12 protein-coding genes and 1 pseudogene are annotated in these 13,116 nt (G+C 71.5%); 5 read left to right on the top strand and 8 right to left on the bottom strand.

Features of this window, described 5'->3' with window-relative positions:
* Nucleotides 1-13: 13 nt before the first annotated feature.
* The 5 genes and pseudogenes from AMYTH_RS45235 to AMYTH_RS0118195 all read left to right on the top strand — a co-directional run bounded on the left by AMYTH_RS45235 (nucleotide 14) and on the right by AMYTH_RS0118195 (nucleotide 3,103).
* Nucleotides 14-1,321 carry an MFS transporter gene (locus tag AMYTH_RS45235; protein ID WP_051362739.1) on the top strand — a complete coding sequence of 436 codons (1,308 nt, stop codon included), beginning with the start codon at nucleotides 14-16 and terminating at the stop codon, nucleotides 1,319-1,321.
* 331 nt (nucleotides 1,322-1,652) lie between these two features.
* A pseudogene (locus AMYTH_RS51220) lies at nucleotides 1,653-1,832 on the top strand (glutamate-cysteine ligase family protein); the annotation flags it as partial.
* Between the two features lie 325 nt (nucleotides 1,833-2,157).
* The gene (locus AMYTH_RS50360; protein WP_228684859.1) at nucleotides 2,158-2,367 is read left to right on the top strand and encodes a hypothetical protein; all 210 of its coding nucleotides are present in this window, start codon (nucleotides 2,158-2,160) and stop codon (nucleotides 2,365-2,367) included.
* Nucleotides 2,368-2,378: 11 nt separating this feature from the next.
* Nucleotides 2,379-2,843 (top strand): hypothetical protein, encoded by a 465-nt coding sequence (locus AMYTH_RS50355; RefSeq protein ID WP_148085689.1) that lies wholly within the window; start codon nucleotides 2,379-2,381, stop codon nucleotides 2,841-2,843.
* A gap of 56 nt (nucleotides 2,844-2,899) precedes the next feature.
* Nucleotides 2,900-3,103 carry a helix-turn-helix domain-containing protein gene (locus AMYTH_RS0118195; protein WP_027931536.1) on the top strand — a complete coding sequence of 68 codons (204 nt, stop codon included), beginning with the start codon at nucleotides 2,900-2,902 and terminating at the stop codon, nucleotides 3,101-3,103.
* Between the two features lie 165 nt (nucleotides 3,104-3,268).
* Here the strand turns inward: AMYTH_RS0118195 and AMYTH_RS0118190 are convergent, their stop codons facing one another.
* The 8 genes from AMYTH_RS0118190 to AMYTH_RS0118155 all read right to left on the bottom strand — a co-directional run bounded on the left by AMYTH_RS0118190 (nucleotide 3,269) and on the right by AMYTH_RS0118155 (nucleotide 13,044).
* On the bottom strand, nucleotides 3,269-4,171 hold the full coding sequence (locus AMYTH_RS0118190; RefSeq protein WP_027931535.1) for a sugar phosphate isomerase/epimerase family protein: 903 nt from the start codon (nucleotides 4,169-4,171) through the stop codon (nucleotides 3,269-3,271).
* A gap of 21 nt (nucleotides 4,172-4,192) precedes the next feature.
* A complete protein-coding gene (locus tag AMYTH_RS0118185) occupies nucleotides 4,193-5,113 on the bottom strand; it encodes a multicopper oxidase domain-containing protein (protein WP_027931534.1) in 921 nt (306 codons plus the stop codon).
* A gap of 25 nt (nucleotides 5,114-5,138) precedes the next feature.
* A complete protein-coding gene (locus AMYTH_RS0118180; RefSeq protein ID WP_228684857.1) occupies nucleotides 5,139-6,734 on the bottom strand; it encodes an OmpL47-type beta-barrel domain-containing protein in 1,596 nt (531 codons plus the stop codon).
* Between the two features lie 64 nt (nucleotides 6,735-6,798).
* Complete coding sequence (locus AMYTH_RS0118175; protein ID WP_027931532.1) at nucleotides 6,799-10,353, bottom strand: ThuA domain-containing protein; 3,555 nt, start codon at nucleotides 10,351-10,353, stop codon at nucleotides 6,799-6,801.
* Between the two features lie 42 nt (nucleotides 10,354-10,395).
* A complete protein-coding gene (locus AMYTH_RS0118170) occupies nucleotides 10,396-10,614 on the bottom strand; it encodes a response regulator transcription factor (RefSeq protein ID WP_017981277.1) in 219 nt (72 codons plus the stop codon).
* Between the two features lie 605 nt (nucleotides 10,615-11,219).
* On the bottom strand, nucleotides 11,220-11,912 hold the full coding sequence (locus AMYTH_RS0118165) for a hypothetical protein (protein ID WP_027931531.1): 693 nt from the start codon (nucleotides 11,910-11,912) through the stop codon (nucleotides 11,220-11,222).
* Complete coding sequence (locus AMYTH_RS0118160; protein WP_027931530.1) at nucleotides 11,909-12,709, bottom strand: ATP-binding cassette domain-containing protein; 801 nt, start codon at nucleotides 12,707-12,709, stop codon at nucleotides 11,909-11,911. Before AMYTH_RS0118160 ends, AMYTH_RS0118165 begins: the two co-directional genes overlap by 4 nt.
* Entirely contained in the window at nucleotides 12,706-13,044 is a 339-nt protein-coding gene (locus AMYTH_RS0118155; RefSeq protein WP_027931529.1) for a PadR family transcriptional regulator, read from the bottom strand. The genes AMYTH_RS0118160 and AMYTH_RS0118155 overlap by 4 nt, the downstream gene beginning before the upstream one ends.
* Nucleotides 13,045-13,116 lie beyond the last annotated feature (72 nt).

Raw genomic sequence — 13,116 nt, 5'->3', positions numbered from 1 at the left:
CGAGGAGAGCCTGATGACTGCACTGCAGCCCAAGCGCGCGGCCGCGGCCAGCGTGATCGGCACGACGATCGAGTACTACGACTTCTTCATCTACGCCACCGCCGCCGCCCTGGTGTTCAACAAGGTGTTCTTCCCCAACCTGTCCGGCCTGGCCGGCACGCTCGTGTCGCTGTCGACCTTCGCCGTGGCGTTCCTGATCCGGCCCGTCGGCGGGGTGATCATCGGCCACCTCGGCGACAAGGTCGGTCGCCGCCCGATGCTGGTGCTGACGCTGATCCTGATGGGCGGTGCGACCCTCCTCATCGGACTGTTGCCCGGCTATTCGACGCTCGGGGTGCTGGCCCCGGTCCTGCTGATCGTGTTGCGGATCGTGCAGGGCTTCGCGATGGGCGGCGAGCTGGGTGGCGCGGTGCTGCTGACGATGGAGCACAGCCGGCCCGAGAAGCGCGGCTTCTACGGCAGCTTCGTGCAGATCGGCGGCCCGCTCGGCCTGGTCGTCGCCACGCTGGTGTTCCTGCCGCTCAACGCGCTGCCGCAGGAGGACTTCCTGTCCTGGGGCTGGCGGATCCCGTTCCTGCTCAGCGCGATCCTCGTGGTCGTGGGATACGTGCTGCGCCGCACGATCGACGAGAGCCCGACGTTCGCCGAGATCAAGCGCTCCGGCCGCGTCGAGCGGGCGCCGGCGCTGACCATCCTGCGGCGGTACCCGGCGCGGGCGCTGCTCGTGGCGGGCACGACTCTCAGCGGCGGCGTCGCGTTCTACATGATGTCGGTGTTCGGGTTGTCCTACGCCACCAAGGAACTCGGCCTGAGCCGGGGCACGATCCTGCTCATCGTGATGGTGTCGATGGTGCTGGACTGCCTGTTCGTGCTGGCGTCCGGCATGATCTCGGACCGGGTCGGGCGGCCGAAGGTGATGATGTTCGGCATGATCGGCAAGGCGGTGCTCGCCTTCCCATGGATCTGGCTGCTGGACAGCGGCGACCCGTGGATCGTCTTCGCCGGGTACGTGCTGTTCTGCGTGCCGCACGCCGCCGGGCAGGGCGTCGCCGGGGTGTTCTACGCCGAGGTGTTCCCGGCGAAGGTGCGCTATTCGGGGCTGTCCATCGGGTACACGATCGGGATGATCGCGGGCAGCGCCATCGCCCCGATGGTCGCCGCGAGCCTGGTCGCGGCGTGGGGCACGGCCTCGCTGGGCTGGTACATGCTGTCGATGAGCATCATCTCCACGGTCTGCACCACGGTCATCCTGCGGTCGCGCAAGATCCGCGGGACGGCGGGCGAGGAGGCGCCGGTGGTCCGGACCGAGGTCGTCGGCTGACGCCCGGTCGCTGCCCCTCGGGCGCGGCGGCCGCTTCACCCGCGATGACGGGCAGCTCCGGTACCGGCCGGGCGGCGACGAGCTGCTGATCGTCGCCGGTTCCCGCAGCGACCTGCCCTTCCTGGCGTGTGCCCAGGTGCACCGCCCCGAGCACGGCAGCACCAAACTGGACTTCGCGGCCGAGGTCGAACCGCTGATCTGGGCGGAGGCGGAGCACGCCCACTACCGCCGGATCGTCGGCCTGCGCGACGGCGAGGACGCCGCCGCGTGCTTGACCGCCGCGTTCCCGGACGTGGTGGACGAGCGGATCGCGGACCACTTCCGCGGGTTGATGAGCACCGCCCACGTGTGCGGGTGCCACATCCACCTCGGCGTCCCGGACTCGGACACCGGCGTGGAGGTGATCAACCACGTGCGGCCGTGGCTGCCGGCGGTCAGTGCCAACTCGCCGTTCGCCGAGGGGGCCGACACCGGGTACGCGAGCTGGCGGTACCTGGCGATGTCCCGCCGGCCCAGCGGTGACCCGCCGCCGTATGCCGAATCGGCCGGGCGGTACGAGGAGATGGCGCGGTCGGGGGCGATCATGGACCCCGGGAACTGTACTGGGACAGGCGCCTGTCGCCGCGCCACCCGACGGTCGAGATCCGCGTGTGCGACGTGGCGGCGACGGAACGGGAGGCGGCGGTGCTCGCGCAGGGCCTCGCCGCCGCGGCGTTCGCCCGGATCGGGGACAGGGTGGACGCGCCGCGGGTGCCGCAGGAGGTGGCGCGGGCCGACCTCTGGCGCGCGGCGCGGGACGGCCTGGACGGGACCTGCGTCGACCCCGTGGACCGGTGGTGCTCGCGCGGCTGCTGGACGAGGTGCGGCCGCACCTGGACGGCGGGGCGAAGGAGTTCGCCGAGCAAGCCTTGCCGTCGCTGGTGGCGGCCGGTGGCGGGGCGTCCCGGCAGCGGGCGGCCTTCGAGCGGGGTGGCGTCGGCGCGGTGGTCGAGCTGCTCACCGGTTCCGGGAATTACCCGGAGGTGGCGCGGGGCGGCCGTCGTTAGCCTCGGTGATCGTGTTGTTGCGTACCTTTCAGCCGCTGACCCGGGTGACCGGCGACCTCGTCGGCGACTGGGACCGCGTGCCGGCCGGGCTGGTGGCGCCGTACCGGGCGATGGTGGCGGCGATGGAGCGAGCCGGGGTCGGCACGGGTGGGCGGCCGCCGGTGTGGGCGTGGCACGGGGAGCTGCGGCTGATCGACGCGATGCTGCTGTTCGACGCCGAGCACGAGCTGAGCCGCGGGTTCGCGACGGTCGAGTTCGACGCGCCGGCGGGGCTGGTCGTGGAGTCGGACTACGGGCGGTGGAACGACTTCCTCGCCGCGTCGCTGGAGGGGCGGGAGTGCGCCTGGGAGCTGGGGCCGGCGGCGCGCGAGCCGGTTCAGGTGTGCCTGCCGTACGTGCGGGCTTCGTGGGTGCGGGACGTGCGGCCGCTGCCGACCGGCGGGTGGGACCGGCTCGATCCGGCCGCGGCGGTGTGACGTCTTGTCCTGTTCTGTCATTGACCCGGCACGGTCCGGGCGATGACGATCGCGGGGTGGCAGAGGTGACCGACCTGCCCCGCGGTGACCTGGTGCTGCTGGGGCTGCTGGCGGAGGGGCTGTCGCCGGAGGAGGTGGCCGGGCGGGTTGGCCTGTCCGGCCGGACCGTGCGGCGCCGCATCAGGGCCGTCTGCGACCGCCTCGGCGTGGCGACGCCCATCGAGGCGGTGGTGTGGGCGGTGCGGCGGGAGATGATTTGACCGCGCCGGCCCGCGCACCGCGCGGCCCGGCTCCGGCGGGCCTGCCAAACCCCACCGGAGCCGGAACCCCAACCGCGGCCACGCAGCCGCAGCCACAGCTGCGGCCACCGCAGCTACCGCAACTGCAGCCACCCCCAGCCGCAGCCACCGCAACCGCAACTGGCCCTACCGGAGGCGCAGCGCGGCCAGGTAGTCGTGCATCCGGTCGGCCCTGGAATCGGTCAGCGGGTTGCTCTGGTCGTCGTTCTCGATGATGAACTCGCGCATGCCCAGCCGGGTCGCTCCGCTGAGGATCGTGCGGTAGTCCACGACCCCGGTGCCCAGGTCCGCCAGGTTGCCGGTGGAGTCCAGGTCCTTCACGTGCGCCAGCAGCATCCGCCCCCGGTTGGCGCGGATCAGCTCGACGTTCTCCTGCGCGCTCAGCCCCGCCGCGGACGACCACCCCATGTCCAGCTCCAGGTACAGCAACTCGGGATCGGAGCCGTCCAGCAGGATCTGGTAGAAGGTCCGCCCGTCGGGGCCGTGCCCGGTGAACTCGCTGGTGTGGTTGTGGTACCCCAGTTTCATCCCCGCCCGGCGGATCCGCTCCCCGGCCCGGTTGAACGCGGGCCCGGCCTCGGCGAAACCCTCCGCCGTGTCCGGCACCCCGCCGGGGCACACGATGTAGCGTTGCCCCAGGATCCGCGCCATCTCGATCAGCTCACCGAGCCGCGCGTCGTCCAGGAACTCCGCGTACCCGTGGTGGCTGGACACCGCCCGCAGGCCGTACTTGTCCAGCAGCGGCCGGACCTCCCGCGCGTGCGCCGGGTCCGTGCCACCGGGGAAACCGGCGAACTCCAGGTTCCGGTACCCGGCGCGCGCCAGCGCCCGCAGCACCGCCTCCGGCTGGGACATGAACGCGTCCCGCACCGAGTACATCTGCAACCCGATCCGGCTGTTCGGGATCCGCCGCCCCGGCGACGCGGCCGCCACCGGCGCCGCCGCCACCGCCGCCACCCCGGCCGCCGTCGCCGCCACACCCGCCAGGAACTTGCGCCGGTCGAAGACGACCGGAACACCACCACACATGCCGCTCTCCTTCCCAGAAAATCAGTGCTCGTGGACACCGGCCGGCATGGTGCCGTCGGCGTTGCGGACCAGGAACATCCCGGCCATCCCCATGTCCGAGTGGTTCTGGACGTGGCAGTGGTACATCCACATGCCGGGCCCGACCCCTTCACCGGCGATCACCTGGAACCCGAACGACACCCCGGGGTTGAGGTCCTTGATGTCGATCAGCGGGCTGGGGTCGTACTCGCTGGTTCGCATCCCGGTGCGGTTGTCCAGCCAGCGGTGCCCGTGCAGGTGGAAGGTGTGGAAGTTGCTGCCGTGCCCGATCGCGATCCACTCCACCCGCTCGCCGAGGTTCGCCTCGAACGTCGGCGCGTCGTGGTGCGCCCGGTTGTTGATCGTCATGTCGTTGAACACCACGGTGAACTGCCGCTTCGGCAGCAGATCGCCCTGCCGCCGCACCACCAGCGCCCCGTACAGGCCCTTGAGCACACCCTCGGTGCCGTGCTCGGTGCCCATCGCGTGGTCGTGGTAGTGCCAGTAGCCCGCCGTGCCCTCGGCCCACGACCCGTCCGCCCGCCGGTAACCCACGTGGCTGCGCCAGGTGTAGCGCCGCGTCTGGCCGGGCATCACCGCGGAGCCGTTCATCAGGGTGCCGTCGGAGTTCACGTCGTAGTCGACGCCGTGCGGGTGCAGCGACAACACCCGGTCGGTCGTGTTGACCAGGTCGATTTCGAGGGTGTCGCCCTCCCACATCTCCAGCACCGGCCCGGGCACCGTCGCCCCGCCGGGCGCGAGGCCGTAGCCGTACAACTCGTCGGAGATCTTCTCGGCGTACATCGTGATCCGCCGGGTCGTGCCCGCCGCCCGCAGCGGGGCGGCCGCCGCGACGCCGGGCACCGACGCGGCCAGCCCGGCCGCCGCGGTGCCGAGCACGGCACGCCGCGTCATCTTGGCCATGGAAAGGTCCTTTCGTGGAGAGGAGTCACACCATGCGTTCGAACGCCGGGTTCGGCTGCCGCTCCTGCTTCGAGGGGCCGCTCGACGACACGACGGTGAACGTGACGCTGCCGGTCTCGCTGGTGTTGCCCGCCTCGTCGGTCGCGCGGTAGCGGATCGTGTGGGTGCCGACGTGGTCGACGACGAACGGCTTGTGGTAGCGGGTGAACACGTTGCCGTCCAGCGAGTACTGGATGCGCGCGACGCCGGAGGCCTCGTCCGTCGCGGCCAGCGTGACCGTCACCGGGCCGACGTAGTCCCACGACCAGTTCTGCGGCCCGGCCAGCTGCACGGTGACCACCGGCGGGGTCAGGTCGCCCGCTTCGGCGATGGTGAACGACAGCATTTGCACGGCGCTGGTGTTGCCGGCCCGGTCGGTCGCGCGGTAGTGCAGCATGTGCGTGCCGACCGCGGTGATGGTCACCGGCTGGCCGTAGCGGACGAACCCGGCGCCGTCCAGGTCGTACTCGATCGAGGCGATCCCGGACTCGGTGTCGGTGGCCGCCAGGACGAGCGTGACCTTGCCGGCGTAGGAGCCCTCGGTGTTCAGCTCCCCGTCCAGATCGGCGGTCACGAACGGCGCGACGACGTCACCGAGCGGATCCACCTGCACCGTCAGGGTTTTCGGCTCGCTGGTGTTGCCTGCCTTGTCGGTGGCGCGGTAGGTCAGCGTGTGCGTGCCCGTTCCCAGCACGACCGGCTGGCTGTACGTCGCGTAGGCCCCGCCGTCCATTGTGTACTCGATCTTCGCGACGCCGGACTCGCTGTCGGTCGCGGTGAGCGTCACGGTGGCGCTGCCCGCGTAGTTCCCGGCGTCGTTGCGCTCGCCCGCGACGCTGGCGTTCACCGTCGGCGCGGTGGCGTCCTCGTTCGGCTGCACGACGTTGATCACCAGCGTCTTGGGGTCGCTGGCGTTGCCCGCCTTGTCGGTGGCGCGGTAGTGCACGGTGTGCGCGCCGGGCGCGGTGATGGTGACCGGGCCGCTGTAGGGGCGGTAGGTGTCGTCGTCGAGCGTGTACTCCACGCTGCCGACGCCGGAGCTGTCGTCGGTCGCGGTGAGGGTGAGGGTGGCGGTGCCGACGTAGTTGCCGTCGGGGTCGGTGGTGCCGTCGACGGTCGCGGTCACCTCCGGCGGCGTGGTGTCCTGCTCGCCGCTCTCGGTGACGATCAGCTCGCCGCTCATCGTGTGCCCGGGCATCGCACAGTAGTAGCGGTACTTGCCCGGCGTGAGGGTCACCTGCGCCTGGTGCAGCCCGTGCTCGGCGTCCAGCGGGCTGGCGGTGATGTTGAGGTCGACGTCGTGGTTGTAGCCCGGCGTCGAGGTGTCGAAGGTCAGCGTGTGGGTCATGCCGGTGGTGTTGCCGGTCTCGGTGCTGTTCTCGAACACGATGGTCGCCGTGCCCGCGACCGCTGTGGCAGGCGCCGAGGCGTACTCGGTCATGCTGTCGTCGGCGGTCCAGGTCAGCACCTGTTCCGCCGCCGCGGTGATCGGCACGGGCTCGGCGATCGCGGCGGTGGTCGTGCCGGTGAGCAGGCACAGTCCCGCCGTCGCGGCCACCAGCGCGCCACGCAGAATTCTCATGGGATTCCTCGCAGGGTGGAGCCGGTGGCGCCGCCGCGGCGGCGCCACCGGGGGATCGGGATTGCTAGAGCTGCCGCACCCGGATGTTGCGGAACTCGATCACGTCGCGGTCGCTGTGGTTCTGCAGCCCGATGAACCCGCTGAAGAACTGCCGCAGATCGGTCGGCGGGTCACCGGCGCGCGAGGACTGCTTGCCCGGCGTGTTGTCGAACTCGTTGATCACCACGCCGTTGCGGATGATCGTGTAGTGCTGGCCGGTCACCCGCACCTCGTAGTCGTTCCACACGCCCTTCGGCGTCGGCATCGCCCGGTCCAGTCCCACCTGGGAGAAGTTGTAGACGGAACCGGTCTTCTGCGCGTCACCGGCGGTGTTGTCGTTGATCTGGATCTCCTGTCCACAGTAGATCGCGACCCACGCCTGCGACGTCCGCGCCGAGCCGACCGTGCCGCAGCTGCCCGGCGGGCGTTGCTCCAGCGGTGTCCGCACGTCGGGGAACCGGGTGAACACGCCGCTGTTGGCCCGGTCGCCGGCGGGCGCCACGTCGCGGAACTGCAGCCGCACCGAGAAGTCGCCGAACGCCTTGCCGGAGTACCACAGCATGCCCATGCCACCGGCGCTGTGCAGGGTGCCGTCCGGTTGCAGATCGAACCGGCCGTCCGGCGCCTGGGTCCAGCCGTTCATCGAGGTGCCGTCGAAAAGCCACTCGTAGGCGGTGGACCGGCCCACCTGCGACGCCGAGGCGGCCCGGATCAGCTGGTTGGCCTCCTTGTCGGACAGCAGCCCGAAGCCACGCAGCTTCGTGACCACATCGGTGGCGTACGTGGTGAACGCGTCGTGGCTCGCCCACGGCCGCTCGTCGTCGACCAGGTCGTTGATCGTGCAGCCGAGGCCGATGTTGCGGTTGGGCACCGCGGTTTCGCTGTCCAGGAACCACACCTTCTGCCGGGCGTCCGGCGCCGGGCAGCTGACGGTCACCGGCAGGTTCGCGGTGGCCTTCGTCCCGTCGGCGTAGGTGACCTCCAGGGTCGCGTAGTAGGTGCCGCCGCGCAGATAGGTGTGCTGGGGGTTGGCCTCGGTGGACGTGGTGCCGTCCCCGAAGTCCCAGCGCCACGCGACGCCACCGGCCTTGGCGCTGTTGAACGCCATCGTCATCGGGCCGGCCTGGGTGGTGGTCCCGACGGTCGCCGACTCCGGGGCCGGGGTCGCCGCGCCGCCGTGATAGGTGATGCGCAGCAGCTTCTGGTTCGGGTCGAGGCTGAAGAAGCCGCCCGCGTAGTCCAGCAGGTACAGCGCGCCGTCCGGGCCGAACTTGGCGTCCATCCAGCTCTGCAGGCCGGTGTCGCCACCGCCGCCCTTGATGATCTGCCGCAGGTCCTCGGCGAACGCGGGCGCACCCTGCGCAGGCACGCGCGCCGGGTCCAGCGTCACCGCGATCCGGTTGTTGCCGTTGGACTCGTCACCGATGAACCACTTGTCCTCCCAGTACGCCGGCCACGCGACGCCGCTGGCGGTGTTCACCTCGGCGCGGTGGTAGGTCGGGCCGGACATCACGGCCTGCCCGCCGCCCTTGAGGTAGGGCTCGGTGTAGGTCGCCTCGGACTCCACATAGGACGGAATGCCGCTGCCGTCCGCGCGCGCCGGGTAGACCGGCCCGCCGCCCTGCGGCGAGTACCAGATCGCGTTGTCCCGCGCGGGCGGGATGTCCACCAGGCCGGTGTTGCGCGGCGAGGTGTTCTTCAGGTTGTCGCAGTCGTACCAGCCGGTGAGCACACTCGCGTCGGTGTTGCTGCGGTCACGGTAGGGCTGCCGGTTGCCCATGCAGTACGGCCAGCCCTGGTTGCCCGCCGAGGTGATGACGGTCGCCGTCTCGTACTTGGCCGGGCCCAGTTCGGGGTTCGGCGCGCCGGCGTCCGGGCCGACCCAGCCCGCGGTGAGCCAGTCGTGCTGCCGGTCGATCGCCAGGCGGGCGATGTTGCGCACGCCCATCACGTAGATCTCCGGCCGGGTCTTGCCGCCGCCCTCCTCGGCGCCGGTGAACAGGTTGCCCTGCGGGATCGTGTAGGTGCCGTCCGGCTCCGGGTGGATGCGCAGGATCTTGCCGTTGAGGTCGTTGGTGTTGCCCGAGGTGCGGCGCGCGTCCTGGAACGACGTGCCCTGGTACTCGGCGGTCCAGTTGTTGCCGGAGTAGCCGTCGGAGCCGCCGGAGGAGTTGTTGTCGCCGACACCGATGTAGAGGTTGCCCGCGTCGTCGAAGGCCATGCCGCCACCCGCGTGGCAGCAGCTGTGGATCTGGGCCGGCCACTGCAGCAGGTCCTTGCGGGTGGCCTGGTCGATGGTCTGCCGCGCGGCGTCGTAGGTGAAGCGGGACACCGTGCGCTGGCCGATCCGCTTCTCCCGGTCGATGGACTCGTGCGGCATCCAGTAGACGTAGAACCAGCCGTTGCGCGCGAAGTCCGGGTCGAGCGTCATGCCGATCAGGCCTTCCTCGTTCTTGACCAGCTCGTCACCGCTGCCGCGGTTGCCCATCACGGGCAGCGTGGTGAGCAGCTTGACCTGCTTGGTCTTCGGGTCCCACTGGTGGATGGTGCCGCAGCCGAGGCCGACGTTCGGATCGTTCCAGTCCACGATCGGACCGGAGGGGCAGGCGGCCTTGCCGATGTAGAACACCTTGCCGTCGGGGGCGATGGTCAGGCCGTGCGGTTCGCCGATCTGGTCGAGCTGGCCGGACTGGTTCGGCTTGGTGAGCCGCTCGACGGTGTAGTTCGAGGCGATCGTGGCCTTGCAGTCGCCGCGCACCATGCCGGTGGTCCAGCGGATCGCGCCGAGCAGGTGGCCGCGGAAGAGCTGGTCGGTGGTCCAGCTCTCGACGGTGCGGCCCATGCCGGTGTAGAAGGAGCGGCCGCCGGAGTAGTCGCGGCACCAGGAAACCGGGTGGAACGCGCCGTTGCCGCCCTGGCCCGGCTGGTACTTCCACTCCTCGACCTGCGCGATCGTGTGCACCTGGCCGACCGGGTTCGGGCTCCAGTTCAGCCACTGGTCGGAGCGGGTCCAGTTCAGCGGCAGGCCGGCGTTGGCGGGGTGCTGCCGGTCGGTCACGTCGACCACGGCCTGCTGCACCGAATCGGGGCTGGTGGCGGGCCGGGTGCCGATCAGGCCGGTGAACCAGTCCGATGTGGACTGCGCGCGGGCGGCGTCGTGGACGCCGACGAACCCGTTGCCCGCGGCGACGAACGCCTTGAGCGCGTCCTCCTGCGCGGCGCTGAGCGTGACGGAGTTGGCGGACAGGAACACGATCCCGCGGTAGCGGGCCAGGTTGGCCGGGGTGAAGACGGCGGGATCGGCGGCCACGTCGGCCTGGAACCCGCCGGTGCGGCCGAGTTCCTGGACGGCCGCGGCTGCGGTGTTCACGGGGTCGGCCTGGCGGTCGGACGGGCCGTGGAAGACCAGGACCCGGATGGGGTCGGGGGCCTGTTGTTGTTGCTGCGGTGCGGGTGCCGGCGCCGCGAGTGCGGGCAGCACGGGCACGGCGGTGAGCAGGACCAGCCCGCACAACTGGGCCAGCACCCGGTGGAACCGGCGTCTGGACCGGTTCGGTTCGTGGACACGTCGGTAGCGCATACCATCCCTCGCTCGGACTGCGCGGGGTTTCCCCGCTCGGGTTCAGATGAGCTTGTGCCGCGCGGCCCAGACCACGGCCTGGATCGGGGCGTGCACGTCCAGCCGGTCGCAGATCCGCCGGATCCGGCGCTGCACCGTGCGTTTGGACAGGTTGAGCCGCCGCGCGACCGCGTCGATCGGCAGGCCGTCGGCGAGCAGGGCGAGGACGGCCAGCTCCTCGCCGGTCAGGACTCTGAGGGGTTGGTCGAGCGTCGCGGTCACTTCACGTCCGCCCGGAGACCGGCCGGCAGCGTGATTCGGGGTCGGATCGACATTGATCTCTGCCCTCCCAGCAGCGGGCTACTGATGCTCTGGGAAACTAACCACTTCTGCGCACGGTAGGAAGATGTCTGTCGCGAACTGGCCACTGGAAGGTCGCAAACAGGAAGAAGTGACTCCGTTCGGACCACAACTTTCGAGGGGCCGACGGGCGAGCTGGTTCAGACCGCTTTCGCGGCGGGACCGGTGGCGAGGGGCGGACTGGGCCGGGCGGCGACCCGGGTTCCCCGGGTGGCCTCTGCCTCGGGCGGGATGAGTGGGCGGCCCGGACGGCCGCGCCGGCGCGCGGGAGCGGTCCGGGCGGCTCGGGGCGTACGCCGGATGGGCAGGCGGTGGGCATGCCGCCGAGGGGCCGGCCGGCTGGGTGGACAGTCCTCTTTCGCGGGCGGGCCGGCGGCGAGGGGGAGTGGGCGCTGGGGCGGGGCGGGTGGTGTACCCCCCCGGCTTTGCGGGGGATGAGCGGGCGGTGGGCTGGTCGCAGGGCGTACCGCGCCCACCCCGGGCGGCCCCGGCGTCACCCGGGATGGGCCGCGCCCGGGCTCAGGCCGTCACCGGGGCGTGACGAACTTCAGGTGCGACCGCTGCCGCAGCCGGAGGGACGCCGCCACCGCCACCCCGGCCAGCAGGACAACCGCGCACACTGTCCCGTGCAGCACCCCGCGCACCAGGTATCCGCTGTCCACGCCGTCGATCGCGTACGTGCCGATCTCCCGGCTGAACCAGAACGGCAGCGCCCGCGCCAGGGCGCTGCCCGGGTCGGTCATCATCTGCAGCCCGACCACCACCAGCAGCACCAGCGTCCCCTCGAGTTCGCGGGGCAGGATGGCGCTCAGGGCGAGCCCGAAGGGCGCCGAGACGGCCACCATGATCGCCATCATCAGCGCCACCGGCCCGTGCCGCACGCCGTCCTGGTCCACCAGGATCAACAGGAAATACGGCACCGCCAGCGCGACCCCCACCGCCCACAGCGCCGCCAGCCGTCCGACGTACAGGTGGTGGCTGCGGTACCCGGACAACCGCAGGCGCGGCTCGATCTCCCGCGCCGCGCTCCCCGCGAACAACGCCGCCGTGCTCAGCGCCCACCCCAGGCCGAGGCACACGAACCGCACGGACTGGCCCAGGTGGTCACCCCGCCTGCTGAGGTAGAACGCCAGCGGCAGCGCCGCCAGGATGACGAGCACCGACCGGCGCCGCAGCATCTCGCGCAGCGCCATTTCGGCCACGGTGGCGAACCTGGTCATCGGTCCCTCCCGGTCAGGTCGAGCACCAGGTCGACGCGGTCGGCCTGGTTGAGCAGGTGCGTGACCACGACGACGGCCTTCCCGGCGTCGCGCCACCGCCACGCCTGCTCCCAGAAGTCGAGGTAGGTCCCGCGGTCGAACCCCTGGTACGGCTCGTCCAGCAGCAGCACGTCCGGATCGCCCAGCCCGGCCAGGACCAGGTTCAGCTTCTGCCGCGTCCCGCCGGACAGGTGCCGCGCCTGCGCCGGCTCGGCGGGCCAGTCCAGCACCGCCGCCCGCGACCGGCCGGACGAGCGTGCCTCCTCCCGCGTCAGGCCGCGGCCCGCGCCGATCAGCACGAAGTGCTCGTCCGGCGTCAGGAAGTCCGCCGTGCCACCGGCCTGCGGGCAGTAGCCCAGCGACCCGTGCACCCGCACCTCGCCGCCGTCCGCGCCGGTCATGCCCGCGCAGATCCGCAGGAACGTGCTCTTGCCGCAGCCGTTGGCGCCCACCACCGCCGCGATCTGCCCGGACCGCACCGTCAGGTCCACATCGGACAAGACGACCCGCTTGCCGTACTTCTTCGTGATCCCCACGGCTTCCAGCAGCACCCGCCCGCCCCGGCGCGGCACGCGGCCGACGCTGTCCACGACCGCCGCCGCGTAGGCCGCGGGCGGGCCGAACACCCGCAGCGGGTGCTCGCCGCTGTCGCGCAGGTGCGTGGCCGCCTCGGCGACCACGTTGCGGCCCACCTCCGGGCTGACACCGTGCCGGTGCAGCTCCCCGGCCAGCGCCGTCAGCCAGCTGTCGACGTTCATCGCGTCGCTCCTTCCCCCAGCACCGCGGCGACGCCGGCGGTGAACTCGCGCCAGTCCGCCCTGGTCAGGCGCAGCTTCTCGGCGCCGGCGGCGGTGATCCGGTAGTACTTGCGCGCCGGTCCGGCCGAACCCTCCCGCCAGCTCGCGGTGAGCAGCCCGGTCCGCTGCAACCGCAGCAGCACCGGATACAGGGTGCCGCCCTGGATCGGGCCGAGCCCGGCCGCGTCCAGCGCCTGCGCCAGCTCGTACCCATAGGACTCGCGCCGCTCGACCAGCGCCAGCACGCACGGGTCCAGCACGCCGCGCAACCACTGGGCCCGCCGCTCCTGATCCACGCCGACAAGGTAGCAGAGCCACCTAGATTGCGCCGCTACCTACCCGCCCGGCGTCGCGTGAGCTGGAATGTG

It is taken from the genome of Amycolatopsis thermoflava N1165, from assembly GCF_000473265.1.
Taxonomy (GTDB): domain Bacteria; phylum Actinomycetota; class Actinomycetes; order Mycobacteriales; family Pseudonocardiaceae; genus Amycolatopsis_E; species Amycolatopsis_E thermoflava.
The sequence above is the reverse complement of the archived record's forward strand: the minus strand, read 5'-3'. Positions and strand labels throughout refer to the sequence as shown.